Genomic DNA, 24,641 nt, shown 5'->3' on the forward strand with positions numbered 1-24,641 from the left:
GGACGACTGTGCGTACCTGCAGGATGCGCCGCTGAGCTGGCACCTTTCCGCCGGGTGTACGACAATCGAACGTTGGGTTCGGGTCGCTCTGACGTGCGTCCCCGACCGCATCCGAGGTCCCGCCACTCGCAGAGAGCCCCCACCCTTCATGCGCTTCTTGAACCCCCAGACCGGCAGCTACGACGAGCGCCCCGCGGTGCCGTACGACCTGACCTACGACGACGTGTTCATGGTGCCGAGCCGTTCCTCCGTGGGCTCCCGCCAGGCCGTGGACCTCAGCTCCAACGACGGCACCGGCACCACCATCCCGCTGGTGGTCGCCAACATGACCGCCATCGCCGGCCGCCGGATGGCCGAGACCGTGGCCCGCCGCGGCGGCCTGGTCGCCATCCCGCAGGACATCCCGATCGAGGTCGTCTCCGACGTCGTCGACTGGGTCAAGCGGCGCCACCTGGTGGTGGACACCGCGATCACCCTGGACCCGGGCGCGACCGTCGCCGACGCCCTGTCGCTGCTGCCCAAGCGGGCGCACGGCGCGCTGGTCGTGGTCGAGGACGGCAAGCCGGTCGGCGTGGTCACCGAGTCCGACTGCCAGGGCGTGGACCGCTTCACCAGCCTCGCGCAGGTGATGTCCCGCGATCTGCTGCTGCTGGAGGAGGCCCTGGCCCCGCGCGAGGCGTTCGAGCGGCTCAGCGAGGCGCACCGCAAGCTGGCGCCGGTGGTGGACGCCAAGGGCGAGCTGGTCGGCCTGCTCACCCGCAAGAACGCGCTGCGCGCCACCCTGTACACGCCCGCGGTGGACGCCAACGGCAGGCTGCGGATCGCGGCGACCGTCGGCATCAACGGCGACGTGGCCGGCAAGGCCAAGGCGCTGCTGGAGGCCGGGGCGGACGTGCTGATCGTGGACACCGCGCACGGCCACCAGGAGTCCATGATCAGCGCGCTGAAGGCGGTGCGCGGCCTGGACCCGCAGGTGCCGATCGTGGCCGGGAACGTCGTCGCCGCCGCCGGGGTGCGCGACCTGGTCGAGGCCGGGGCCGACATCCTCAAGGTCGGCGTCGGGCCGGGCGCCATGTGCACCACCCGGATGATGACCGGCGTCGGCCGCCCGCAGTTCTCCGCCGTGCTGGAGTGCGCCGCCGAGGCCCGCCGCCTGGGCCGCCACGTCTGGGCCGACGGCGGGGTCCGGCACCCGCGCGACGTCGCCATGGCCCTGGCCGCCGGCGCCTCCAACGTGATGATCGGCTCCTGGTTCGCCGGCACCTACGAGTCGCCCGGCGACCTGCAGACCACCGCCGACGGCCGCCAGTACAAGGAGAGCTTCGGCATGGCCTCCGCCCGCGCGGTGCGCAACCGCACCTCCGACGAGTCCTCCTACGACCGGGCCCGCAAGGCGCTGTTCGAGGAGGGCATCTCCACCTCGCGGATGTTCCTCGACCCGGCCCGCCCGGGCGTGGAGGACCTGATCGACTCGATCGTCGCCGGGGTCCGCAGCTCCTGCACCTACGCGGGCGCGCACTCGCTGGAGGACTTCCACGACAAGGCCGTCGTCGGCGTCCAGAGCGCGGCCGGCTACGCCGAGGGCAAGCCGCTGCACGCCAGCTGGTAGCACCCGGCCCGCTGCCTGCTCACCGCCGTCCGCGCAGGTCGCCGAGGGGGGTGAGCAGGCAGCGGCACACCAGGCCGGTGGCTCCGGTCAGCGCGTCGGTCGCGGCCGACAGCGCGACCGGGCGGTCGCGCAGCTCCCACAGCGTCAGGGCGCTGGCCCAGGCGGCGTCCCGGGCGCGGTCGATGCTCCAGGCGCTGACCAGGTGCAGCAGCGGATCGCTGACGTCCAGCTCCTCCAGCGAGGGCAGCAGCCGCTCCCTGACCTGCTCCTCGACCTGCGCCAGCACGTCGTTGACCCGGTGGAAGTCGCCGGACAGCTCGGCGGGCGGGCAGCCCAGCGCGGCGCAGGTGTCCAGCACGGCCAGCGGCAGGTCGTGCTCGATGTGGGCGTTCATCCCCGCCAGCGCGTACTGCAGCGGCCGGATGCCCGGGTGCAGCCGCAGCTCCAGCAGCGGACGCCAGCAGGAGGGCGGGGCCTGGTCGGGCGCCAGGGCGTCCAGGAAGCGCCCGGCGAAGAGGACGTCCAGCCGGGCGATGTCGGCCGGGGTCCGGAAGACGTCGCCGCACGACAGGTGCGCCCGCACCGCCTCGGTGACGGTCAGGTAGACCCGGCCGAACACCGCCACCCCGTCCTGCGGCGGCAGCCCGGTGAGCAGCTGCCGCAGGCGTCCGGCGACATCGGCGACCTCGGCGGCGACCTCGCCGGTCCCGGCGGCGGGCAGGGTGCTGGTGGTCATGGATCAAGGGTGGCCGTTCCCGACGCCGGCGGCGATCCGCCGGACGGGGGACCGGCGGGCCGGGGCACGGCCGGGCCGCCGTCCACGGCCCCGGATCCCGAATAGTGTGATGGTGGGACATATCGGGACCGGCGCGGGGGGTACGGCAGTGGGCCTGGGTCTCGGCAGGGCGCGGAACGGCGGCGGAAGGCCCGCCCGGTGAGCGCGCCGCTCGGCCGGACGCCCCGGCGCGCACCGCCCGGCGCGCGCTCGCAGTGGCGCCGCGACCGCCGCAGGCTGCGCCAGCGCAAGGTCTGGACACTGCCGGTGACCCTGCTCGGCTGCGCGCTGCTGCTCTCCTGGGCCCTGCCCGCGCTGGACCGCTCGCTGCACCACCTGGAGCAGCGGTACGGCGAGAAGCTGTTCCCGCTGCTGGACAGCGGCGGCATGGCCGCGCTGCTCGGCGCCATCGCCGGCGGCATGATCACCCTGACCGGCCTGGTGTTCACCGCGACCACCCTGGCCATGCAGTACGGCGCCACCCAGTTGTCGGTACGGGTGGTGCCGATGCTCCAGCAGGACCGGGTGATGCGCTGGGCGACCGGCACCTTCATGGCCACCTTCCTGTACTCCCTGCTGATTGCGATCCGGCTGGCCGTCCGGCAGTCCGACTACCGGCCGGTGCTGTCGACCTTCTTCGCGCTGGGCCTGACCGTGGTCTGCGCCTGCCTGTTCTTCGCCGTGGTGGCCCGGGTCGGACAGGTGCTGAACTCCAGCGCGCTGCTGCGCTGGGTCGCCGGGCAGGGGCGGCGCGCCGTCGGCCGGCTGCGGCCGCCGGTCACCGGCCCGCTGCCGCCGTCCGACCCCGACCCGGTCGAGATCACCCTGGACCACTCCCCGCGCACCGGCCAGGTGCTGCTGGCCTGCAACGAGGCGCGGCTGCGGCGGCTGGCCGCGGAGTGGGGCGTCGGTCTGGAGCTGTGCGCCTGCCCGGGTGACTTCGTGGCGCTGCGCAGCACCGTGTTCCTGGTCCACGGCCCGGCCGACCGGGTCGACGCCCGACGGCTGCTGGGCTGCCTGCTGTTCGCCGAGTGCTACAGCCCGGAGGCCGACCCGGCCGGGGCGCTGCGCACCCTGGTCGACGTCGCGCTGAAGGCGCTGTCGCCCGCCGTCAACGACCCGACCCGGGCGGTGCAGGCGGTCGACCACATCGAGGATCTGCTGGTGCTGCTGCAGCCGCTCGCCCCCTCCGGCTCCGGCCTGGTCGGCGACGCCCTGCTGCGGCTCCCGGTCCGGACCTGGGCCGACTACGTCTGCGCCGGGACCGACGAGATCCGGCACTTCTCCGCCGACAGCATGCAGGTGCAACGGCGGCTGCGGGCCCTGTTCGAACGGCTGGCCTGGCTCTGCTCGGCGGACCAGGCCGTCGCGCTGCGGGTGCGGCTGGCCGCCCTGGACGACAAGGCGGGCAGGCACTGGAGCCAGGCGCTGGACCGCCGCCTGGCCGGCCACCCGGACGCGCAGGGCCTGGGCTCCGAGGCCGGGACCGACCGGCCCCCGAGCCCGGCCCCCGGCGCGGCGGGGCTGCCCGGCGCGCAGGGTTAGCCGGCGCGCCCGGCCGGGGCGCCCCGGACCACCAACTCGTCCAGCAGTCGGCGGGTGGCCTCGGCCACGGCGTCCACCGCCTCCTCGAAGGCGTCCCGGTTGTGGGCGGCCGGGGCCCGGAAGCCGGAGACCTTGCGGACGTACTGGAGCGCTGCGGCGCGGATGTCCTCGTCCTGGACCGAGGGCGTCACCGGGGGGCGGAGGGTCTTGATGCTGCGGCACATGGTTCCAGTGTGCCGCGCGCCCGCGCCCGTGCGGAACGCGTGTGTGGGACGCCCGCGCGGAACGCGACAAGAACGCGTATGGATCGGCGCCCCGGGTGTATGGAGCCCGTCAACGCGGCCGCCGCCGGACGCGCCACGGTCTGTGATGGAGGGAAGTGGTCAGAACGAGCGATGCGGAGGCTCCCATGCAGGACGTACTCCTCGGAACCGGCGCGGGTGGCGCCGGGACCGTCTCCGCGCCGGTCGGGCGGCGGGCGGCGCTGGGCGCCCCGCTGCTGCTGGTGGTCGCCTTCGCGGTGGCCGCGCCGCTCTCGATGCTGCTCGCGGTGGTCGGCGGCAGCCGCGACCCGGTGTTCGCGCAGACGGTGGCCCCGGCGCTGCTGGCCGCTGCCGCGCTGGCGGTCGGCTGCCTGGGCCGACCCGGCCCGAGCCTGGTGGTCGGCCCGGTGTTCTGGCTGTTCTGGGACGGCTTCGTGGTGCACCGCTCGGGCGTGCTGGGCTGGGACGGTGCCCTGGACGCGACCCGGCTGGGGCTGCTGGTCGCGGCCGGACTGGCGGGCGGGCTGCTGGCGGCGCTCGCCCCGCACCTGCGGGCCGCCGGGGCGCGGCTGCGCGCCCCGGCGGTCGCCGCGGGACTGCGCCGGGCGTCGCTGGAGCCGTTCCGCCCGGTGCCGCCGCCGCGCACGCACTCCGCCTTCTGGAACTGACGGCCTACCGGAACTGACGCCTACCGGAACTGACGGCCGGTCTCTTTGCCTGCACGCCTTACGCGTCGGCCTCTTACGCGCGAGTCTCTTTACGCGCCGTCGGCACCCGAGTACCTTCATGACGGTTCTTGCAACGGCTTACGCAAGAGCTGCGGTTCCCCCTCCAACCGCAGAGCGGTCCACCCAGCCTGCCCTTCTGCGAGTCCCACCCTCACTCCTAGGGGAACCATGATTCGACACCCACGACGGGCGGCCGCGCTGGCGTCGGGCGCCGCGCTCGCGCTGCTCGCCGCCGGGGCCGGAGCGGCCCACGCCGCGCCCCCCACCGCCCGGCCCGCACCGGCCGCCGCAGCCGCACCGGCCGCCGCCACCGCGCCCGGCGCGACGGCCGCCGGCGGCCCGGGCGCCGCCTCGTACTTCGACCTCGCCCGCAAGGACTGCCTGGGCACCGCCCGGAACACCGCCTCCAAGGTCTGGTACACCGTCGCCGACGGCGTGCTCTCCGACGTCTACGAGCCCACGGTCGACAACACCGACGTCAGCACGCTGCAGTACGTCGTCACCGACGGCTCGACCTTCACCGACCTGCAGACCCGGGACATGAGCTACACCGTCCAGTCGGACGACTCCGGCATGGCCTGCACGGTCACCTCCACCGACGCCAAGCACGGCTACCGGCTGCGCACGGTCTACGTCACCGACCCGGCCCGCGACACCGTGCTGATGCACACCCAGCTCAGCGCCCTGCCCGGGAGCCGGGTCGACGTCCGCGCGCTGCACGTGTACGCCCGGCTGGACGCGCACGTCAACGGCGACGGCGGCGGCGGGCAGCAGAACGCCGGGGCCAACACCGGCGTGGTGGACGCGGCCACCCGCACCCCGGTCGTCTTCAGCACCAACACCGCCACCGAGGCGAGCAACCGCAGTTACGCCGTGCCCACCTACATGGACCTGGCGGCGAGCACCGCCGGGACCGCCTCGGTCGGCTACGCGGGCACCGCCGGCGACGGCCTCACCCAGCTGGACGCCGACCACGCGCTCACCCCCGGTGACATCTCCACCTCCGCGCCGGACGGGCACATCGTCGCCACCGAAGAAGTGACGCCACGTCACAGTGACGACATCACCCTGGCGTTGGGCTTCGGACGGAGCCAGGCGCAGGCCACCGCAACCGCCGCCGCCTCGCTGCGCACGCCGTTCAGCCAGGTCGAGCGGGCCTACACCGACGGCTGGCGGGCCTATGACAGCTCGCTGGCGCACCCGCCCGCCTCGCTGCCGGGCATCCCCGCCGCGACCGTGCGCCGGACGTACTTCCTGGACGCCGACGTACTGAAGGCCAGCGAGGACAAGACCTTCCCCGGGGCCGTCGTGGCCTCGCTGGCCTCGCCCTGGGGGCAGGCCGTCAACGCCGGGACGCTGGTCAACGGCAAGCCGGTGTACTACGGCTCCTACCGCGAGGTCTTCGGCCGCGACCTGTACGAGGCGTTCACCGGGCTGATGGCCGACGGCGACGTGGCCACCGCCCGCGACGCCACCCTGTTCCTCTTCGACCGGCAGCAGCTGCCCGACGGCGAGCTGCCGCGCAACTCGCTGGTCAACGGCCAGGCCGCGCCGGACACCGGGGGCGACCAGCTGGACGAGACGGCGTACCCGATCCTGATGGCGTACCTCTCCGGACTGTCCGGCGACAGCGCGCTGTGGACCCAGCACATCAAGCCCGCCGCGGACTTCCTGGTCGCGCACGGCCCCTCCTACGGCGTCGAGCGCTGGGAGGAGCAGTCCGGCTACTCGCCCTCGACCATCGCCGCCGAGATCGCCGGGCTGACCGCCGCCTCCGCCATCGCCCGGCAGCACGGCGACAGCGCCGACGCCCGGCTCTACCAGGCCGCCGCCGACGACTTCCAGCGCAACATCAAGAACTGGACAGTCACCGGCACCGGCCCGGACAGCAGCTCGCCCTACTTCATCCGGCTGTCCAAGACCGGCGACCCGAACGCCTCCACCAGCTACAGCCTCGGCAACGGCGCCCCGACGCTCCGTCAGGACGCAGTCGTGGACGGCGGTTTCCAGGAGCTGGTACGGCTGGGCGAACTCCCCGCCACCGACGCCGACTTCACCAACTCGCTGGGCGTGCTGGACAAGCAGCTGGCGGTGAGCACCCCCTCGGGGACCGGCTACTACCGCTATGGTGACGCCGCGTCAGACGGCAGCGCCGACGGCTACGGCGACTGCTCGACCACGCTCAGCCAGACCTCCTGCACCACCCCGGGCGAGCCCTGGCCGACCACCGACGTCGGCACCGGGCACCTGTGGCCGGTGCTCTCCGGCGAGCGGGCCGAGTCCGCCATCGCCACCGGCGACCGGAGCACGGCCGCCTCACTGCTCTCCTTCATGATCAAGTCGGCCTCGGGCGTGGGCCTGGTGCCCGAGCAGGTCTGGGAGGACCCGGATCTGCCCGCCTCGCCCTACGGCAGCGACCCGACCAGCGCCTCCATCGGCTTCACCGACGGCCAGGCGGCCGGCTCGGCCTCGCCGCTGACCTGGGCCCAGGCCCAGGAGCTGCGGCTGATCGTGGACCTCGGCCAGGGCCGTACCGTCGACCGGCCCCAGCTCACCACCGCCCGCTACGTCACGCACGGCGCCCCCGCGGCGACCCCGCTCACGCTGACCTCGCCCGCCTCCGGCACCACCCTGGAGGCCTCGACCGCCACCGTCACCGGCACCGCCGCGCCCGGCGCGTCCGTGGTCATCGACGCCGACGACACCGACACCGGGGCGCCCGCCGCCACCGTCAGCACCACCGCCGACGCCACCGGGGCGTTCAGCGCCGTCGTCGGCATCGGCTTCGGCACCGACGAGATCACCGCCGCCGCCACCACGGCCGCCGGGGCCACCGGCTACGCGCAGACCGCCGTCGTCGGCGACATCACCGGCGGCACCACCGTGCTGGACGTCGCCGACCCGGCCGGGGACGACAACGGCCCGGGCACCTACCAGTACCCGACCGCCGCGGACTTCACCCCGGGCTCCTTCGACCTCACCCGGTTCCAGGTGGTCACCCAGGGCGGCACGGTCTACCTGCGCACCACGCTGAAGTCGCTCACCCCGACCTTCGGCAACACCATGGGCGCGCAGCTGCTCGACGTGTACGTGCACGACCCCGCCGCCACCGCCACCTCCACGGCCGCGCCCTATCCCTCGCGCAACTACACCATCGCCCCGGCGGACGCCTGGAGCCAGCGGCTGGAGGTCCAGGGCTTCGCCTCCCCGGTCTGGGTGGACGCGGCGAACAACCAGGTCGGCACGGTCAGCGCGGTGGTCGCCTCGACGGTGTCCGACACCATCACCATCGCCCTGCCCGAGGCCGAGTTCGGCACCCCCGGCCCGGGCTGGACCTTCACCCTGGCGCTGGCCGGACAGGACGGCTACAGCCCCGACCTGGCCCGCGCCTTCACCGCCACCGCGCAGCCCTACTCCTTCGGGGTCTGCCCGGCCGGCGGTGCGCAGCCGATCTGCTCGGCCGACCCGGGCAGCGTCGCCAAGGTGATGGACACCCTCACCCCGCCCGGCGTCTCCCAGGCGACCGAGCTGGACAGCACCCTCGGCCCGGTCGTGCTGCAGGGGGTGACCGTCCCCTAGCCGACCCCGGTCGTCCCCGGCCGACCGCCGGCCGACCGCGTCGCGCCGAAACCGCTTCGCTCCGGCGCCGGCCGGCCCGTACCGTACCGGCATGGCGAAGAAGGCGAAGCGCGGCGGCCAGGGCACCCCGGCGACGGTGGCCCTGGAGGCCGCGGGCGTGGAGTTCGACGTCCACGCGTACGAGCACGACCCGGCGGCCTCCTCCTACGGTGAGGAGGCCGCACGGGTGTTGGGCGTCGACGCCGGCCGGGTCCTGAAGACCCTGCTGGCGGAGGTGGACGGCGCGCTGGTGGTGGCGGTCGTCCCGGTCGCCGGGCAGCTGGACCTCAAGGCGCTGGCCGCCGCCGTCGGCGGCAAGCACGCCGCCATGGCCGATCCGGCCGCCGCCGAGCGCAGCACCGGCTACGTCCGCGGCGGCATCTCGCCGCTGGGCCAGCGCCGGCGGCTGCGCACCGTCGTCGACGGCAGCGCGCTGGACCACCCCACCGTCTTCGTCTCGGCCGGACGCCGCGGGCTGGAGGTCGAGCTGGACCCCCGGCAGCTGGTGGCGCTGACTACTGCGGTGGTCGCTGCCGTGGGCCGGGCGTACGCCACCTGAAGTACGGCCGCCTCGGCGTCGCGGCGGAGGAGCGGTTTGCCCCGGGTGGCTACGGTAGGGGGATGCACCTCCTCCGCAGCTGCCGCGCGCTCGCCCGCGCGCACCCGTACTGGACGGACGGGATCCTGGCAGTCGCGCTCTACGTCGTGATGCTGGTGGCCCCGGTCTGGGGCCACCCGAGCGAATGGTCCGACCTGGACCCGAGCAGCGTGCTGGCGGTGGGCGGGGTGCCGGTGTTCGGGCCGTTGGTCTGGCGCCGCCGCTACCCGGTGGCGGTGCTCGCGGTGAGCGTCGTCGGCACCCTCGGCATCATGGTGGTCGGCACCGTGCGCGGGCCGATCCTGTTCGGCTCGGCGCTGGCCGTCTACACCGTCTCCTCCACCGTCGAGCGGCGGTTGGCGCTGGCCGTCGGCGGGCTGTCGGTGCTGGCGCTGGGCATCATGAGCTGGGACCGCTCCACCGAGGCGTGGAACCAGACCGTCAACGCGGTCGCCTTCGCCTGGATCGCGCTGGCCGTCGCCGCCGGGGAGGCGGTCCGCAGCCGCCGGGCCTTCGTTGCCGCCATAGAGGAACGGGCGCGCCGGGCCGAGCACACCAGGGACGAGGAGGCCCGGCGCCGGGTCGCCGAGGAGCGGCTGCGGATCGCCCGCGAGCTGCACGACATCGTCGGCCACCACATCGCCCTGATCAACGTCCAGGCCGGGGTCGCCTCGCACGTCCTGGACAGCCAGCCGGAGCAGGCCAGGGCCGCGCTGGCGCACGTCCGCGAGGCCGGGCGGGCGGCGCTGTCGGAGCTGAACGCCACCGTCAGCGTGCTGCGGCAGAACGACGAGAGCGACGCGCCCAACGAGCCCGCGCCGGGACTGGGCCAACTGCCCTCGCTGCTGGAGTCGTTCGACCGGGCCGGGCTGCGCGTGGACCGGCACGACGAGGGCGAGCGCCGGGCCGTGCCCGCCGCCGTCGACCTCACCGCCTACCGGATCGTCCAGGAGTCGCTGACCAACGTCCGCAAGCACGCCGGGACGTCCGCGGCGACGCTGCGGCTGGCCTACCGCCGGGACGCCCTCAGCATCGAGGTGGAGGACCGCGGCCCGGGCCCGTCCGGCTCGCCGGACCGCACCGGGTACGGTCTGATCGGGATGCGCGAGCGCGCGGCCTCGGTCGGCGGCAGCTTCCGCGCGGGGCCCGGCCCCGACGGCGGGTTCCGGGTGCGGGTCGACCTGCCCCTGGCCCGGACGGCGCAGGCCGTTCGGATGACTGCGGTGAACGGAAGCGCATGACGATCAAGGTGCTGCTGGCGGACGACCAGATCCTGGTCCGGGCCGGTCTGAAGGTCCTGGTGGACTCCGCCCCCGACCTGGAGGTCGTCGGCGAGGCCGCGACCGGCCACGAGGCGGTGCGGCTGGCCCGCTCGGCCCGCGCCGACGTGGTGCTGATGGACATCCGGATGCCGGAGCTGGACGGCCTGGCCGCCACCCGGGAGATCATGGCCGACGACGACCTGGCCGGGGTCCGGGTGCTGGTGCTGACCACCTTCGAGGTGGACGAGTACGTGTTCCAGGCGCTGCGCGCCGGGGCCAGCGGCTTCCTCGGCAAGGGCGCCGAGCCCGGCGACCTGCTGGACGCCATCCGGGTGGTCGCCCGGGGCGAGTCGCTGCTGTCCCCGCTGGCTACCCAGAGCCTGATCGCGCGGTTCCTGGCGCAGCCCGACCGCAGGCCCACCCCGGCGCCCGAACGGCTGTCCGTGCTCACCGACCGCGAGCGGGAGATCGTCGCCCTGGTCGCCACCGGCGCCTCCAACGACGACATCGCCGAGGACCTCGCGGTCAGCCCGCTGACCGTCAAGACCCACGTCAGCCGGGCGCTGCTGAAGCTGGGCGCCCGCGACCGGGCGCAGCTGGTGGTGCTCGCCTACGAGACCGGACTGGTCCGCCCCGGCGAGAGGTGACGCACTCCACAGCGCCCGGGCCGCCGGGGGCCTGCCCAAGCACGGCCGGATCATGGCAGACTGGCCGGTGTAGTAGACGTTTGCGCACTCCGGGGTCGGTGTAATTCCGAACCGGCGGTACAGTCCGCGACCCGACCGCCTCCAGCGGCCGGTTGACCAGGTGAAATTCCTGGACCGACGGTGAAAGTCCGGATGGGAGGCAGTGCGCGGCGGACAGGGCTGTGTCGCACGCGGTGTGCGCGCGTCCGCCTCCCCGCTCGCGGGGTCGCCGGACGACCGCTTCCGCCCCCGCGCGACCGTGCCCGCGGCATACCGTGCCGTCCGCTTTCTCTCTTCCCAGAGCCCCGGAGCCGCGTTTCGGGCCCTGCGGAGGAGAGCAGCATGTTCACCGGAATCATCGAAGAGCTGGGCGAGGTCCTGTCGATCCAGGACCTGGGGGACTCCTCGCGCATCCGCCTGCGCGGACCGCTGACCACCGCGGACGCCCGTGAGGGACAGTCCATCGCCGTCAACGGCGTCTGTCTCACCGTCCTCGACACCGACGAGCAACTGGCCGCCGCGCCGGGCGAGTTCAGCGCCGACGTGATGGCCGAGACGCTGCGCCGCTCCAGCCTCGGCGCGCTGCGCCCCGGTTCGCGGGTCAACCTGGAACGCGCCATGGCGCTGGGCGCGCGCCTCGGCGGGCACCTGGTGCAGGGCCATGTGGACGGCACCGCGGTGCTGCTCTCCCGCAGCCCCGGCGAGCCCGGCGCGGACGGCAGCCCGCAGTGGGAGGTGCTGCGCTTCAGCCTCCCCGCCGACCTCTCCCGCTACCTGGTCGAGAAGGGCTCCATCACGGTCGACGGCGTCAGCCTCACCGTGGTCGAGGCCCCCGCCGACTCCTTCACGGTCAGCCTCATCCCGGCCACCCTGGCCCACACCACGCTGGGCGCCAAGCAGGTCGGCGAGCCGGTCAACCTGGAGGTCGACGTCCTGGCCAAGTACGTGGAGCGGCTGCTCGGCGACCGCGCGGCGACGCTGGACTCCACGCCGGCACCGGCGCCGGGGACGGGGGCCTGACGGCATGGGCTTCGTCAACGACCTCAACAGCCAGGCGTTCGTCCTGCTGGGCGAGCACATCAAGTGGTCGGACATGATCGGCAACCTGCTCGGCCTGGCCGCGCTGGCGCTGGGCTGGCGCCGGTCGCTCGCCACCTGGCCGGTGCAGTTGCTCTCCGGGCTGGTGCTGGTCGCCGCCTACGCCTCGGCGCACCTCGGCGGCGGCGTCGGCAAGCAGGTCGTCGTGGTCGTGGTCTCGCTCTGGGGCTGGCGGCAGTGGCAGCGCGGCAGCGGCGGCAGCCGGGACGGGCTGGCGGTCCGCTTCGCCGGCTGGGGCGAGCGCGCGGCCCTGGTCGCCGGCACCGCCGCCGGAACAGTCGGCACGGCCCTGCTGTTCCAGCACTACAACCTGTCCTGGGCGCCCTGGCCGGACGCCTACATCTTCGTCGGGACGCTGGCGGCGATGGTCGCGCAGGGCCGCGGCTGGGTCGAGTTCTGGTTCGCCTGGCTCGCCGTCGACGTGGTCGGCGTGCCGCTGGCCTTCCACAGCGGCCTGGCCTTCTCCGGCCTGGTGTACATCGTCTACTTCGTCCTGGTGGTCGCCGGGATGCGCTCCTGGTGGCTGCGCACCCGCACCCCGCAGCAGCCGCGCGTGGCCGCACCGAAAGGAGTCACGGTATGAGTACCGTCACCGAACTGCCTGAGGCCCTCACCGACGTCCTGTCCGCGCAGCGCGGGGCCCCGCAGGAGGACCTGCGGCTCGACAGCGTCGAGCTGGCCATCGCCGAGATCGCCGCCGGGCGCCCGGTGGTCGTGGTGGACGACGAGAACCGGGAGAACGAGGGCGACATCGTCTTCGCCGCCGAGCTGGCCACCCCGGAGCTGGTCGCCTTCGCCATGAACGAGTGCCGCGGCCTGGTGTGCGTCCCGATGACCGGCGCCGACCTGGACCGGCTGCGGCTGGGGCAGATGGTGGAGCAGAACACCGAGAGCCACGGCACCGCCTTCACCGTCACCGTGGACGCCAAGGCGGGCACCACCACCGGCATCTCCGCCGCCGACCGGGCGCTGACGATGCGGCTGCTGGCCGACCCGTCCAGCGTGGCCGACGACTTCGCCCGCCCGGGGCACATCTTCCCGCTGCGCGCCCGGGAGGGCGGCGTGCTCACCCGCAACGGCCACACCGAGGCCGGTCCCGACCTGTGCCGGCTGGCCGGGCTGCGCCCGGTCGCGGCGATCTGCGAGATCGCCAACGCCGACGGCACCATGGCCCGGCTGCCCGAGCTGGTGCCGTTCGCCCGGCGGCACGGCCTGGCGATCATCTCCATCGAGGACCTCATCGCCTACCGGCGGCGCACCGAGCGGGCGGTCACCCGCGCCGCCGTCACCGCGCTGCCGACCGCGCACGGCGCCTTCACCGCGCTGGGCTACCTCAGCGAGCCCGACGGCGTCGAGCACATCGCCCTGGTGGCCGGCGGCCTGGACGCCGAGGGGCGGCTGCCGGACGGCGAGGACGTCCTGGTCCGGGTCCACTCCGAGTGCCTCACCGGGGACGTCTTCGGCTCGCTGCGCTGCGACTGCGGCCCGCAGCTGGAGGCGTCGCTGCAACGGATCGCCGAGGAGGGCCGCGGCGTCGTCCTCTACCTGCGCGGCCACGAGGGGCGCGGCATCGGCCTGCTGCACAAGCTGCGCGCCTACCAGCTGCAGGAGGCCGGGCACGACACCGTCGACGCCAACCTGGAGCTGGGGCTGCCCGCCGACGCCCGCGACTACGCCGCCGCCGCCCGGATGCTGGACGACCTGGGCGTGCGCTCGGTGCGGCTGCTGACCAACAACCCGGAGAAGGGCCTCGCCCTGGAGGAGCACGGGCTGAAGGTCACCGGCCGGGAGCCGGTGCAGACCCCGGCGGGCGAGCACAACCTGCGCTACCTGCGCACCAAGCGCGACCGGATGGGCCACGACCTGCCCTGGCTCGCCTGACGGCCCCGGCAGCTTTCACACGGCACCACCGGCTTTCACAGCACTGACCAGAGACGACGGAACGAAGGAGACACCCGTGAGCGGCGAGGGAGCACCCCGGCTGGAGCTGGACGACTGCCGGGAGTTGCGGGTCGCGGTGATCGCGTCCCAGTGGCACGAGCAGGTCATGGGCGGGCTGATCGACGGCGCCCGCCGGGCGCTGAAGGAGTACGGCGTCCAGGATTCGACGGTGCTGCGCGTCCCCGGCAGCTTCGAGCTGCCCGTGGTCGCCAAGGGCCTGGCCGAGCGCGGCTACGACGCGGTGGTGGCCCTCGGCGTCGTCATCAGAGGCGGCACCCCCCACTTCGACTATGTGTGCGAGGCGGCGACGATGGGGCTGACCGAGGTCTCCGTCAGCACCGGCGTCCCCGTCGGTTTCGGCCTGCTGACCTGCGACAACGAGGAGCAGGCGCTGGACCGGGCGGGGCTGGAGGGCTCCCGCGAGGACAAGGGCTTCGAGGCCACGACCGCCGCGCTGGCCACCGCCGCGCTGCTGCGCGGCCTGGGCGCGCCGACCCGCTGAGGCGTCGCCGTCCGTTCCCTGGGACGCCCGCGCGTCCCGGGGAACGGAGCGCGTAGGGTGTGACGCATCATGGCTCAGAAGACATTTGAGGAGCTGTTCACCCAGCTCCAGCAGAAGGCCGCCACCGGCGAGCCGGGTTCGCGCACCGCGGAGCTGGTCGGGCAGGGCGTGCACGCCATCGGCAAGAAGGTCGTCGAAGAGGCCGCCGAGGTCTGGATGGCCGCCGAGTACGAGTCGGACGAGCGGACCGCGGAGGAGATCTCCCAGCTGCTCTACCACGTTCAGGTGATGATGGTCGCGCGCGGCCTCACCCTGCAGGACGTCTACACCCATCTGTAGACCCCGCCCTTGGGTTTCACGGGAGCGGGGCACCGAGCACGTACCGGTGCCCCGCTCTTCGCATGTTCGGATCCCGCACACCCCTCCACGAAAGGCGTCACTCCCATGCTGCGCATCGCCGTCCCCAACAAGGGTTCTCTCTCGGAGCCGGCGTCCGCGATGCTCCATGAGGCCGGCTACCGCCAGCGCAAGGACTCCAAGGAGCTGGTGCTGGTCGACCCGGAGAACGGCGTGGAGTTCTTCTTCCTGCGCCCCCGCGACATCGCCATCTACGTCGGCTCCGGTCGGCTGGACGTCGGCATCACCGGCCGCGACCTGCTGCTGGACTCGGGCGCGGAGGCCGAGGAGGTGCTGGCGCTCGGCTTCGCCGGCTCCACCTTCCGCTTCGCCGCGCCCGCCGGGGTCGCCTCCGACGTCAAGGACCTCGAGGGGCGGCGGATCGCCACCTCCTACACCGGACTGGTCGCCCAGCACCTGGCCGAGCACGGCGTCACCGCCGCCGCGGTGACCAAGCTGGACGGCGCGGTGGAGACCGCCGTGCAGCTGGGCGTCGCGGACGTGATCGCGGACGTCGTGGAGACCGGCACCAGCCTGCGCAACGCCGGGATGGAGGTCTTCGGCGAACCGATCCTGGTGTCGGACGCGGTGGTGGTCCGCCCGACCGGGGCCGAGGCCGACACCCGGGTGGACCAGTTCCTGCGGCGTCTGCAGGGTGTCCTGGTGGCCCGCCGGTACGTGATGATGGACTACGACATCCGTGCCGAGCGGGTCGCGGAAGCGGTCTCGCTCACCCCCGGCCTGGAGTCGCCCACGGTCTCGCCGCTGCACAGCGAGGGCTGGGTCGCGGTGCGGTCCATGGTGCTGCGCAGCGAGGCCCAGCGGATCATGGACGATCTGTGGGCCATCGGCGCCCGCGCCATCCTGGTGACCAACATCCACGCCTGCCGCCTGTAGCCCCGCGCCCGGGCAGCCCCGCGGTCCGGCGGTCCCGCGGTCCCCGTCGTCGAGGAGGCCCCGCATGAGCGTCCAGCCGAGCCGGACGACCCTGGGACCGCCCGCGCTGCCCAGGAGCTGGAAGCCGGTGCTGACCCGGGTGGTCCTGCTCGGCTCGGCCCTGTTCTGCCTGGTGTTCTTCAGCGGCATGGGGGCGCTGGGCCCGGACGACTGGCAGCTGCACGACCGGGTCGGCATCGCCGTCGCCGGGCTGCTGTTCGCCCTGGTCCTGGCGGTGCTGGCGCGGCCGGTGGCCCGGGCCGACCGGCACGGGGTGACGGTGGTGAACTTCGTCCGGCGGCGGCGCCTGGAGTGGCCCCAGATCCTGGGCGTCAACCTGCGCCAGGGCGATCCGTGGGTGGTGCTCGACCTCGCGGACGGCGGCACCCTGGCGGTGGTCGCCATCCAGCCCGGCTCCGGGCGGCGCCAGGCCGTCCGCGCCGCCCGCGAGCTGCGGGCCTGCGTCGACGCCTACGGGACCGCGCGGCGCTGACCCCGGACCGGGCACCGATGATCCGACATATGTCAAAATGATGACGCTTCCATATCTGCATGTTCTGTAGGAAAAACTCTCGAATAGGACCTCTGTGACCACCGCCTGGGTGCTGCTCGGTGTGGCCGTGCTGCTGATCCTCGCCAACGGGCTGTTCGTCGCCGCCGAGTTCTCCCTGGTCACCGTCGAGCGCGGAGCCGTCGAACGCGCGGCCGGCGGGGGCGACCGGCGCGCCGGGAGGGTGCTGGCCGCGCTGCGCACGCTCTCCTTCGAGCTCTCCGGCGCCCAGCTCGGCATCACCGTCACCTCGCTGCTGGTCGGCATGCTCGCCAACCCGGCCGTGGCCCGGCTGCTCGGTCCGCCGCTCACCGCGGCGGGCCTGCCCGGCGGCGCGGTGCACCCGGTCGCGGTGGTGCTCGGGCTGCTGCTCGCCACCGTCCTGCAGATGGTCGTCGGCGAGCTGGTCCCGAAGAACTGGGCGATCTCCCGGCCGCTCCAGGTGGCCCGCGCCGTCGCCGGTCCGCAGCGGGTCTTCTCCACGGTCTGCCGACCGCTGATCGTGCTGCTCAACGGCCTGGCCAACGCCATCGTCCGGGCCCTGGGCATGGAGCCCGCCGACGAGCTGGCGTCCGCCCGCAGCGCCGAGGAGCTGGTCGCCCTGGCCCGGCACTCCGCCAGCGAGGGCGCGCTGGAGGAGGACACCGCCGACCTGTTCGTGCGCACCCTCGGCCTGGGCGAGCTGACCGCCGAGAGCGTGATGACCCCCCGGGTGGACGTCTCGGCGCTGCACGAGTCCGCGACCGCCGCCGACGTCCTCAACCTCACCCGGGCCACCGGCCTCTCCCGGTTCCCGGTCTACCGGGACGGCATCGACGAGGTCATCGGCGTGGTCACGCTCAAGGACGCGCTCGCCGTCCCGGTCGACCGCCGGCCCGCCGTGCTGGTGGACGCCCTGGCCGCGCCGCCGCTGCTGGTCCCGGAGACGCTCCCGGCCGAACGCCTGCTGGAACTGCTGCGGCGCGCCCAGCCCATGGCGGTGGTGGTGGACGAGTACGGCGGCACCGCCGGGGTGGCCACGCTGGAGGACATCATCGAGGAGATGGTCGGCGAGGTGCTGGACGAGCACGACGCCGCCGAGCGGGCCGAGCTGCGCCCGGTCGAGCCGGTCGGGGGCCGGGAGGCGTGGGAGGCGGACGGCCGCTGCCGGGTGGACCAGCTGGGCTCCATCGGCCTGCACGCCCCGCCCGGCCCGTACGAGACCGTCGCCGGACTGGTCGCCGACCTGCTCGGGCGGCTGCCCGAGCCCGGCGAGTACTGCGAGCTGCCCGGCTGGCGGCTGACCGTGCAGGCCGTCGACCGGCACCGCACCGAGAGCGTGCTGCTGGTCCGCGCGGCGGACGCCGCCGGGGCCCCGGCCGGGCGGGAGCGGGAGCGGTGAGCGCGCTGCAGATCGGCCTGTCGGTGCTGCTGCTGCTCGGCAACGCCTTCTTCGTCGGCGCGGAGTTCGCCCTGGTCTCGGTGCGCCGCAGCCAGATCCAGCCGGTCGCCGAGTCGGGCGACCGCCGCGCCGGGACGGTGCTGTACGCGCTGGAGCACCTCTCGGCGATGATGGCCACCGCGCAGCTCGGCATCACCGTCTGCTCGCTGCTGCTGGGCGCGCTCGCCGAACCGGCCGTCGCCCACCTGCTGGAGGGGCCGTTCCACGCGCTGGGCGTCCCGGACGGGCTCAGCCATCCGCTGGCCTTCGCGGTGTCGCTGGCGATCGTGGTCACCCTGCACATGGTGGTCGGCGAGATGGTGCCCAAGAACGCCGCGCTGGCCGGCCCGGAGCGCTCCGCGCTGCTGCTCGGCCCGGCGCTGGCGGCGCTGGCCCGCCCGCTGCGGCCGGTGATCCGGCTGCTGAACGCCTGCGCCGACCTGCTGCTGCGGCTGATCGGGGTGGAGTCCAAGGACGGGGTGGAGTCCGTCTACACCAGCACCCAGCTGGCCCACCTGCTGCACGACTCGCACGACGCCGGACTGCTCGGCAGCCTGGTGCAGGAGCGGCTGGAGGACGCGCTGGAGCTGGGCCTGCGGCCGGTGCGCGAGGTGCTGATGGCGCCGGGGCAGCTGGTCACCGCGGCGCCCTCGGCCACGCCCCGGCAGATCGAGGAGCTGGCGGTGCGCACCGGCTTCTCCCGCTTCCCCCTGGTCGACGCGGGCGCGGACCGGGGCGCGGACCGCGCGGGATTCCTGGGCTACCTGCACGTCAAGGACGTGCTGGAGCTGGACGACCGGGAGGCCCCGGTGCCGCCGCGGCTGTGGCGGCGGATCATCGCGCTGCCCGAGCTGACCCCGCTGCACGACGCCCTGGGCGCCATGCGCCGGGCCGCCTCGCACCTGGCCTCGGTGGTGGACGCCGAGGGGGCGACCCTGGGCCTGGTCATGCTGGAGGACGTGCTGGAGGAGCTGGTCGGCGAGGTCCACGACCCGGACCACCAGCCGGCCGCCCGCTGAACATGACCCGGGCGCGCAAATGCCGTACACCAGTGCGGGTGGTGGGGGATGATCGTGCCTGATCGGATCCCGATTGCGGAGTGAGCGGACGGCCATGGGGGACGCCATGGGGGACGAGGAACAGCACGTGAGTGATCGAAAACTGGCAGTCGACGGGCTCTCCAAGCGCTACGGCGAGACGGTCGCGCTGCGGGAGATGACCTTCGAGGTGGGAGCCGGGGAGATCTTCGGCTTCGTCGGCAGCAATGGCGCCGGCAAGACCACGACCATGCGGATCATGCTGGGGGTGCTGGCGGCCGACGCGGGGGAGGTGCGCTGGGACGGCGCGCCGGTCACCCTGCGGACCCGCAGCCGGATCGGCTACATGCCGGAGGAGCGCGGCCTCTACCCGCGGATGAAGGTCGGCGAGCAGCTGGAGTACCTCGCCCGGCTGCACGGCCTCAGCCGCGCCGACGCGGCCCGCGCCACCCGGGACTGGACCGAGCGCCTCGGCGTGGACCACCGCGTCGGCGACGAGGTGCAGAAGCTCAGCCTCGGCAACCAGCAGCGGGTCCAGCTGGCGGCGGCGCTGGTGCACGACCCCGAGATACTGGTGCTGGACGAGCCCTTCTCCGGGCTGGACCCGGTGGCTGTGGACGTGATGAGCGCGGTGCTCAAGGAGAAGTGCGCCGAGGGGGTGCCGGTGATCTTCTCCAGCCACCAGCTGGAGCTGGTCGAGCGGCTGTGCGACCGGGTCGGCATCGTCCGGGCCGGTTCCATGGTCGCCAACGGCACCGTCCCCGAGCTGCGCGGCAGCGGCACCACCGAGCTGGTGGTGGATGCGCCGGAGGCGGCCGACGGCTGGGCCGACGGCCTGGCCGGGGTCACCGTCACCGGCCGCGAGGGCGGCCGCACGCTGCTCGCCCTCGCCGACGGCGCGGACGACCAAGCGGTGCTCCGGGCGGCCCTGGCCACCGGGCCGGTCCGGGAGTTCGCCCGGCGGCTGCCGACCCTCACCGACCTCTTCCGTCACGTGGTCAGCAGCGACCCGGCCGACAGCGGCGCAGCCGACAGTGACCGGACCGAGCAGACGGGGGCGGCGGCATGAGCGACTCGACAGGGCTGGAGCTGGGCTCCCGGGAGGCGGTCGCCCTGGTCGCCGCCCGCGAGATCCGGGTGCGGATCCGCTCCAAGGCGTACCTGATCACCCTGGTGATCACCGCCCTGGCGGCGGTGGCGCTGCCGATCATCCTGCACCTGGTCAACCTCACCCCGGGGCCGACGAAGATCGCGGTGGTCCGCTCGGACACCGCGCTGTCGGCGACGCTGCGCGCCACCGCCGCCGAACTCGGCCAGAAGGTCACCGTCAGCACCGTCGCCGACCACAGCGCCGGAGTGGCCGAGGTCGGCGCCGGGACGGTGTCGGTGCTCGCCGAGACCGGCCCGTCCGGCTCCATCCAGGCGACCGTCGACAAGACCCTCGGCGACTCCACCCGGCAGCTGCTGCAGGTCGTCGACCAGGAGCAGGTGCTCGGCGCGCAGTTCGCCCGGCTCGGCATCGCCCCGGCCGACGCGCAGCGGGCGCTCGGCGCCGCCTCCGCCTCCCAGGTGCAGGTCACCCCGCTGAAGGCGAACGACCCGCAGCAGGGCCAGCACATCATCATCGCCATCGGCGCGGCCCTGCTGATGTACATGTCGCTGATGCTGGTCGGGCAGATCGTCGCCCAGGGCGTGGTCGAGGAGAAGTCCAGCCGGGTGGTGGAGCTGCTGCTGGCCGCCATCCGCCCCTGGCAGTTGCTGGCCGGAAAGGTCATCGGCACCGGCCTGCTGGGCCTGCTCCAGATCGGCGTCCCGGCGGTGCTGGGCGTGCTGGTCGGCGTCGGCACCGGGCAGCTGAGCATCTCCCTGGGCAGCTCGCTGGGCACGGTCGCCTGGGCGCTGCTCTGGTACGTGGTCGGCTTCGCCATCTACGCCATGGTCTTCGCCGCGCTGGGGGCCACCGTCTCCCGGCAGGAGGACGTCCAGGGGCTGACCTTCCCGGCGGTGGCGCCGCTGATCCTGGCCTGGGTGGTCGGCATCTCGGTGGTGCCCAGCGACCCCGGCAGTACCCTGGTGACCTGGCTGTCCATGCTGCCGCCGTTCGCACCGGTGCTGATGCCGATGCGGATCGCCATGGGCGTCGCGCCGGCCTGGCAGATCGCCCTGTCACTGGCGCTGGCGGTGGTGTTCGCCGTCCTGCTGCTGCGCTTCGCGGCCCGGATCTACCGCAACTCGGTGCTGCGCAGCGGCTCCCGGGTGCCGCTTCGGGAGGCGTTGAAGGCGGCCTGACGTCGCGTCAGTTGTGATCGGGCGCGGGCGGGGGGAGACGGCTCACCCCCGCCCGTCGATCAACTCCCCGTACGCCTGCAGCACATCGGGCAGCCGCAGCGTCGCCAGGTCGGTCCTGGTCGGCGGCTCGCTGATCATCGACAGCCGCAAGTCCCGGTAGGCGCAGGACTTCTCGTACAGGGTGCGCATGAAGCGGCCGTTGCCCAGCTCGTCGATCCAGCCCTCGCGGACCACGTGCGCGCAGATGGAGCGCAGCTCCTCGGTGGCCTCCTCGTCCCAGAAGTCGCCGTCGGCCCCGGCCAGCGCCTGGCCGATCGAGGTCAGTTCGGCCGGACGGTAGCTGGGGAAGTCCACCCGGCTGGTGAACCGCGAGTTCAGCCCCGGATTGGCGGCCAGCAGCCGGTTCATCCCCTCCGGGTAGCCGGCCAGGATCACCACCAGCCGGTCCCGGTTGTCCTCGGCGCGCTTCAGCAGTACCTGCAACGCCTCGTCGCCGTACGCGTCGCCCTTGCTGTAGCCGGAGTTGGCCAGGCTGTAGGCCTCGTCCACGAACAGCACGCCGTCCAGCGCCGAGTCGATCAGCTCGTTCGCCTTCACCGCCGTCTGCCCCAGGAACTCGCCCACCAGATCAGCCCGTTGGGCCTCCACCAGGTGGTCGCCGGAGAGCAGCCCCAGCGCGTAGAACACCCGGCCGAGGATGCGGGCCACGGTGGTCTTGCCGGTGCCCGAGGGGCCGGAGAAGACGAAGTGCCGCTTCGGCGGCTGCACCGGCAGGCCCTGCTCGCTGCGCAACTGCGCCATCCGCAGCTGCGCGGACAGTGCCAGCACCTGCCGCTTGACCGGCTCCATGCCGACCATCCGCTCCAGCTCCGCCAGCGCGGCGTCCAGCCCCGGCCGCTCCGGGCGCAGGCCCGGCCCCGGCGGCGCGGAGGCGGCGGACAGCGCCGCCCGGTGCCGGGCCCCGGCTCCGCCCGCCGAGGGCTCCTCGGGGGCGTCCGGATCGGCCACCGGCGGCGCCGGCGGGGAGTCCAGCAGCCCCGGCAGCAGCGGGCCCTCGCCCGCGCCGGGATCGGTCAGCGCGTCGAAGTAGCCGCCCTCGTACGGCTGTTCGCCCAGGCCGCCCAGGTCGCCGCCGAGATCGCCGCCCAACTCGCCGCCCAGGTCCGGGCCCAGGTCGGGGCCCGGGCCGGTGCCGCCGGGCAGCGGGCGCGGACCGGAGGCGCCGGGCTCGCCCGCGTGGCGCGGGCGCTGGAACCCGGGCGGGGCCGGGGCCTCCAGCAGCGCCGGATCCACGCCGTCCTCGGCGGTGATCGCGGCCAGCCGCGCCGAGGTGTCCATGAACCCCGGATCCACCCGGTGCACCGCCCGGTACAGCGACACCGCCGCCGCGCTGCGCCCGCCGCCCTCGTACGCCCGGGCCAGCCAGTAGCGCAGCTCCTTGCGCTGCGGCTGCTCCGAGCGGCAGCGGGCCAGCGAGGTCGCCAGCGGCAGCTCGGCCTGCCCGCACATGTCCAGCCGGACCCGCGCCATGCCGCCGAACAGGCCCGCCTCGATGCCCAGCAGCGAGTCGTCCAGCAGGCTGTCGGTGTCCCGGATCAGCTGCTCCCAGTCCTTCAACAGGTAGGAGCGGCAGGCGTGCAGGAACCGCACCGAGCGGTCGTGGTCGGCCGGGGGGCACTCGGACAGCGCCCGCTCCAGCTCCGGCAGGTGGCGTCCGTCCAGCCAGTGCGAGGCGTGGGCCAGGGCCAGGTCCCGGGAGTCCTCCAGCACCGGCTGCACCCACCAGCCCAGCCAGTACCAGGAGCTGAGCGGACGGCGGTGGCGGCGGCGCTGCTCGCCGAAGCGGTCCCGGTTGCGCTGCATCGCCAGCAGCGCGGCCGAGGTCTCCGAGCGCAGCGCGTGCAGGCCCAGCCAGGCATCGGCCATCCCCGGATCGATCCGCACGGCGGCGCGGAACTCCTCCTCCGCGCGGGTGTACGCGCCTGCGGCGTAGGCGTCCATGGCCCGCAGCCAGGCCCGGTCCGCCAGGCTGCGGGACCCCCTGCTGTCGCTTACCTCAGTCCCCACCGGTCAGCCCCCTGCTGCGCGTTGCCGTATCGGTCGCCCCCGACCCAAGCACCAAGGCCCCGCGCGTCGCTGAGCACCACGGCCGCGCGTACCGGAACCCTGCAGGCAAAACATCTGTGACGGCCCACCAGCGCACGCCAGTCGCCCGTACGCTCTGAGGGCATCGTACCGGGGCGGTGCTGATCCGAAAGGGTGTCGCGCCGTGATCGGCGCAGTGTGGCCGGTAGTCGGGGTCGTGTCCGCGGGGCGCCGGATACCGGGCGAACACGGGGAGTCACGGTCGCGGTGCCCGCCGGGCGCGGGAAAGGGGACGGGGCGTCGGCCACGGGGGAACGGCCGACGCCCCGCGATCGCGGAGCGCTGTCATGCCTCCAACTGCGCTGAGGAGAACGTAGTTGCTGTCCGCAACGCTGGTCAAGGGGATCCCGGCAGCCCGGCCCGCGCTGCCCGGCGCCGGTACCGGCGCGGCCGGGGCGCGGCGGTCGGCGCCTACGTTGGTTGTCGGACAGCCAACGTACGCCAGGCTGTTCTGATTACCGGGAGTGGCCGGAGGACGGATCGGCCTGTCCGCGGATTTCCCAACTCGCCCCGTGCACAAGGACATCGGCGTACGGACGGCTGGGGTCGGCGGCGAAGTGCGCCGCCTCGGCCCGGGCCCAGCCCTGCCAGAAGCCGGCCAGCGCCGGGCCGTCCCGCTGCTCGCCCCGGGCCCGGGCGACGGCCGCGGGCAGGTCCATCCAGACCAGCGCCGCCAGCAGCGGGCGCAGCTCGCGGCGGCCCGAGCCGACCCCCTCGACCAGCACCACCGGCGCGGGCGGGATCTCCCGCAGCGCGTCGAAGCGCCGCGCCGTCCAGTCGTACACCCGGTGGCGCGCGGTCTCCCCGCGCGACAGCGGCTCCAGCACCTCGGCCCGCAGCCGACCGGTCCAGGCGAACAGCTGCTCGTGGGTGGCCAGGTCGTCCAGGTGGACGACGGGCGCAGCGTCCGACCCGCCGGGTGGTCTGTCCGGGGTACTGTCGGTTGCGCCGCCGAGGGCGCGGCTCAGGGCTGCCGCGAAGGTGGTCTTGCCCGAGCCCGCGTGCCCGTCCACGGCGACCAGCCGCACCGGCCCGCAGGAGGGCGGCAGCGCCCGCAGGCGGGCGGCGAGGGGGCCGAGCGGCGGCAGGTCGCTGGGGGGCATGATCCCCCAGCGTAGGCGGTCGCGCGCGGCCGGTGACGCCACGGGGCGGCCCCGGGCGTCGCACGGCCCGGCATGCCTCGTGCCGGTGCGGGTGACGCACGGCGCGTCATGGGGGATACTCCTTTCGCCACATGTTAGCG

22 protein-coding genes and 1 riboswitch are annotated in these 24,641 nt (G+C 74.1%); of the genes, 18 read left to right on the top strand and 4 right to left on the bottom strand.

The features are described 5' to 3' along the window. Window positions 1–148: 148 nt before the first annotated feature. Window positions 149–1,609 carry a GuaB1 family IMP dehydrogenase-related protein gene (locus tag GXW83_RS10520; protein ID WP_182442808.1) on the top strand — a complete coding sequence of 487 codons (1,461 nt, stop codon included), beginning with the start codon at window positions 149–151 and terminating at the stop codon, window positions 1,607–1,609. A gap of 19 nt (window positions 1,610–1,628) precedes the next feature. Here the strand turns inward: GXW83_RS10520 and GXW83_RS10525 are convergent, their stop codons facing one another. Continuing rightward, complete coding sequence (locus GXW83_RS10525) at window positions 1,629–2,345, bottom strand: DUF5995 family protein (protein WP_182442809.1); 717 nt, start codon at window positions 2,343–2,345, stop codon at window positions 1,629–1,631. 198 nt (window positions 2,346–2,543) lie between these two features. Between GXW83_RS10525 and GXW83_RS10530 the strand changes: the two genes are divergently transcribed. Continuing rightward, window positions 2,544–3,929 carry a DUF2254 domain-containing protein gene (locus GXW83_RS10530; RefSeq protein WP_182442810.1) on the top strand — a complete coding sequence of 462 codons (1,386 nt, stop codon included), beginning with the start codon at window positions 2,544–2,546 and terminating at the stop codon, window positions 3,927–3,929. Here GXW83_RS10530 and GXW83_RS10535 read toward each other — a convergent pair. Beyond that, window positions 3,926–4,153 carry a DUF2277 domain-containing protein gene (locus GXW83_RS10535; protein WP_182442811.1) on the bottom strand — a complete coding sequence of 76 codons (228 nt, stop codon included), beginning with the start codon at window positions 4,151–4,153 and terminating at the stop codon, window positions 3,926–3,928. The genes GXW83_RS10530 and GXW83_RS10535 overlap by 4 nt on opposite strands. Before the next feature lie 185 nt (window positions 4,154–4,338). On the opposite strand from GXW83_RS10535, the gene GXW83_RS10540 reads away from it, so the two are divergent. The 16 genes from GXW83_RS10540 (at window position 4,339) to GXW83_RS10615 (ending at window position 21,253) form a co-directional block, all read left to right on the top strand. Further along, window positions 4,339–4,860, top strand: coding sequence for a hypothetical protein (locus GXW83_RS10540; RefSeq protein ID WP_182442812.1), 522 nt, complete (start codon window positions 4,339–4,341; stop codon window positions 4,858–4,860). 228 nt (window positions 4,861–5,088) lie between these two features. Further along, window positions 5,089–8,499: a glucodextranase DOMON-like domain-containing protein gene (locus tag GXW83_RS34815; RefSeq protein ID WP_182442813.1), complete on the top strand. Its 3,411-nt coding sequence runs from the start codon at window positions 5,089–5,091 to the stop codon at window positions 8,497–8,499. Between the two features lie 91 nt (window positions 8,500–8,590). Further along, complete coding sequence (gene ybaK / locus GXW83_RS10550; RefSeq protein WP_182442814.1) at window positions 8,591–9,097, top strand: Cys-tRNA(Pro) deacylase; 507 nt, start codon at window positions 8,591–8,593, stop codon at window positions 9,095–9,097. Between the two features lie 62 nt (window positions 9,098–9,159). Continuing rightward, complete coding sequence (locus tag GXW83_RS10555) at window positions 9,160–10,377, top strand: sensor histidine kinase (RefSeq protein WP_182442815.1); 1,218 nt, start codon at window positions 9,160–9,162, stop codon at window positions 10,375–10,377. Beyond that, window positions 10,374–11,045 carry a response regulator transcription factor gene (locus GXW83_RS10560; protein WP_182442816.1) on the top strand — a complete coding sequence of 224 codons (672 nt, stop codon included), beginning with the start codon at window positions 10,374–10,376 and terminating at the stop codon, window positions 11,043–11,045. Before GXW83_RS10555 ends, GXW83_RS10560 begins: the two co-directional genes overlap by 4 nt. Before the next feature lie 80 nt (window positions 11,046–11,125). After that, window positions 11,126–11,255: riboswitch (FMN riboswitch) on the top strand. Between the two features lie 171 nt (window positions 11,256–11,426). After that, window positions 11,427–12,104: a riboflavin synthase gene (locus GXW83_RS10565; protein WP_182442817.1), complete on the top strand. Its 678-nt coding sequence runs from the start codon at window positions 11,427–11,429 to the stop codon at window positions 12,102–12,104. 4 nt (window positions 12,105–12,108) lie between these two features. Further along, window positions 12,109–12,765 (top strand): nicotinamide mononucleotide transporter family protein, encoded by a 657-nt coding sequence (locus GXW83_RS10570; RefSeq protein WP_182442818.1) that lies wholly within the window; start codon window positions 12,109–12,111, stop codon window positions 12,763–12,765. Then, a complete protein-coding gene (locus GXW83_RS10575; protein ID WP_182442819.1) occupies window positions 12,762–14,063 on the top strand; it encodes a bifunctional 3,4-dihydroxy-2-butanone-4-phosphate synthase/GTP cyclohydrolase II in 1,302 nt (433 codons plus the stop codon). Before GXW83_RS10570 ends, GXW83_RS10575 begins: the two co-directional genes overlap by 4 nt. A gap of 76 nt (window positions 14,064–14,139) precedes the next feature. After that, complete coding sequence (ribH, locus tag GXW83_RS10580) at window positions 14,140–14,625, top strand: 6,7-dimethyl-8-ribityllumazine synthase (RefSeq protein ID WP_182442820.1); 486 nt, start codon at window positions 14,140–14,142, stop codon at window positions 14,623–14,625. A 69-nt stretch (window positions 14,626–14,694) separates the two neighbouring features. Continuing rightward, complete coding sequence (locus tag GXW83_RS10585; RefSeq protein ID WP_182442821.1) at window positions 14,695–14,964, top strand: phosphoribosyl-ATP diphosphatase; 270 nt, start codon at window positions 14,695–14,697, stop codon at window positions 14,962–14,964. Window positions 14,965–15,069: 105 nt separating this feature from the next. Next, entirely contained in the window at window positions 15,070–15,918 is an 849-nt protein-coding gene (gene hisG / locus GXW83_RS10590) for an ATP phosphoribosyltransferase (RefSeq protein WP_182442822.1), read from the top strand. 64 nt (window positions 15,919–15,982) lie between these two features. Beyond that, on the top strand, window positions 15,983–16,450 hold the full coding sequence (locus tag GXW83_RS10595) for a PH domain-containing protein (RefSeq protein ID WP_182442823.1): 468 nt from the start codon (window positions 15,983–15,985) through the stop codon (window positions 16,448–16,450). Window positions 16,451–16,544: 94 nt separating this feature from the next. Further along, window positions 16,545–17,888 carry a hemolysin family protein gene (locus GXW83_RS10600; RefSeq protein ID WP_182442824.1) on the top strand — a complete coding sequence of 448 codons (1,344 nt, stop codon included), beginning with the start codon at window positions 16,545–16,547 and terminating at the stop codon, window positions 17,886–17,888. Beyond that, window positions 17,885–18,946: a hemolysin family protein gene (locus GXW83_RS10605; RefSeq protein WP_182442825.1), complete on the top strand. Its 1,062-nt coding sequence runs from the start codon at window positions 17,885–17,887 to the stop codon at window positions 18,944–18,946. Before GXW83_RS10600 ends, GXW83_RS10605 begins: the two co-directional genes overlap by 4 nt. Before the next feature lie 127 nt (window positions 18,947–19,073). Next, the gene (locus GXW83_RS10610; RefSeq protein ID WP_225446885.1) at window positions 19,074–20,033 is read left to right on the top strand and encodes an ABC transporter ATP-binding protein; all 960 of its coding nucleotides are present in this window, start codon (window positions 19,074–19,076) and stop codon (window positions 20,031–20,033) included. Then, window positions 20,030–21,253 (top strand): ABC transporter permease, encoded by a 1,224-nt coding sequence (locus GXW83_RS10615; RefSeq protein ID WP_182442827.1) that lies wholly within the window; start codon window positions 20,030–20,032, stop codon window positions 21,251–21,253. Before GXW83_RS10610 ends, GXW83_RS10615 begins: the two co-directional genes overlap by 4 nt. Before the next feature lie 42 nt (window positions 21,254–21,295). Here GXW83_RS10615 and GXW83_RS10620 read toward each other — a convergent pair whose 3' ends face one another. Together GXW83_RS10620 and GXW83_RS10625 are read right to left on the bottom strand one after the other, a co-directional pair. Then, entirely contained in the window at window positions 21,296–23,254 is a 1,959-nt protein-coding gene (locus tag GXW83_RS10620; protein ID WP_182447217.1) for an AAA family ATPase, read from the bottom strand. A gap of 599 nt (window positions 23,255–23,853) precedes the next feature. Next, window positions 23,854–24,501 carry a uridine kinase gene (locus GXW83_RS10625; RefSeq protein ID WP_182442828.1) on the bottom strand — a complete coding sequence of 216 codons (648 nt, stop codon included), beginning with the start codon at window positions 24,499–24,501 and terminating at the stop codon, window positions 23,854–23,856. Window positions 24,502–24,641: the final 140 nt, after the last annotated feature.

Origin of the sequence: Streptacidiphilus sp. PB12-B1b (genome assembly GCF_014084125.1) — a bacterium.
In the GTDB taxonomy this organism is placed as follows: Bacteria; Actinomycetota; Actinomycetes; order Streptomycetales; family Streptomycetaceae; genus Streptacidiphilus.

Coding starts and splice junctions, on each gene's coding strand:
- GXW83_RS10520 (WP_182442808.1), top strand. CDS start 149: ATGCGCTTCTTGAACCCCCAGACCGGCAGCTACGACGAGCGCCCCGCG.
- GXW83_RS10525 (WP_182442809.1), bottom strand. CDS start 2,345: ATGACCACCAGCACCCTGCCCGCCGCCGGGACCGGCGAGGTCGCCGCC.
- GXW83_RS10535 (WP_182442811.1), bottom strand. CDS start 4,153: ATGTGCCGCAGCATCAAGACCCTCCGCCCCCCGGTGACGCCCTCGGTC.
- GXW83_RS10540 (WP_182442812.1), top strand. CDS start 4,339: ATGCAGGACGTACTCCTCGGAACCGGCGCGGGTGGCGCCGGGACCGTC.
- GXW83_RS34815 (WP_182442813.1), top strand. CDS start 5,089: ATGATTCGACACCCACGACGGGCGGCCGCGCTGGCGTCGGGCGCCGCG.
- ybaK (WP_182442814.1), top strand. CDS start 8,591: ATGGCGAAGAAGGCGAAGCGCGGCGGCCAGGGCACCCCGGCGACGGTG.
- GXW83_RS10555 (WP_182442815.1), top strand. CDS start 9,160: ATGCACCTCCTCCGCAGCTGCCGCGCGCTCGCCCGCGCGCACCCGTAC.
- GXW83_RS10560 (WP_182442816.1), top strand. CDS start 10,374: ATGACGATCAAGGTGCTGCTGGCGGACGACCAGATCCTGGTCCGGGCC.
- GXW83_RS10565 (WP_182442817.1), top strand. CDS start 11,427: ATGTTCACCGGAATCATCGAAGAGCTGGGCGAGGTCCTGTCGATCCAG.
- GXW83_RS10570 (WP_182442818.1), top strand. CDS start 12,109: ATGGGCTTCGTCAACGACCTCAACAGCCAGGCGTTCGTCCTGCTGGGC.
- GXW83_RS10575 (WP_182442819.1), top strand. CDS start 12,762: ATGAGTACCGTCACCGAACTGCCTGAGGCCCTCACCGACGTCCTGTCC.
- GXW83_RS10585 (WP_182442821.1), top strand. CDS start 14,695: ATGGCTCAGAAGACATTTGAGGAGCTGTTCACCCAGCTCCAGCAGAAG.
- hisG (WP_182442822.1), top strand. CDS start 15,070: ATGCTGCGCATCGCCGTCCCCAACAAGGGTTCTCTCTCGGAGCCGGCG.
- GXW83_RS10595 (WP_182442823.1), top strand. CDS start 15,983: ATGAGCGTCCAGCCGAGCCGGACGACCCTGGGACCGCCCGCGCTGCCC.
- GXW83_RS10615 (WP_182442827.1), top strand. CDS start 20,030: ATGAGCGACTCGACAGGGCTGGAGCTGGGCTCCCGGGAGGCGGTCGCC.
- GXW83_RS10620 (WP_182447217.1), bottom strand. CDS start 23,254: ATGGACGCCTACGCCGCAGGCGCGTACACCCGCGCGGAGGAGGAGTTC.
- GXW83_RS10625 (WP_182442828.1), bottom strand. CDS start 24,501: ATGCCCCCCAGCGACCTGCCGCCGCTCGGCCCCCTCGCCGCCCGCCTG.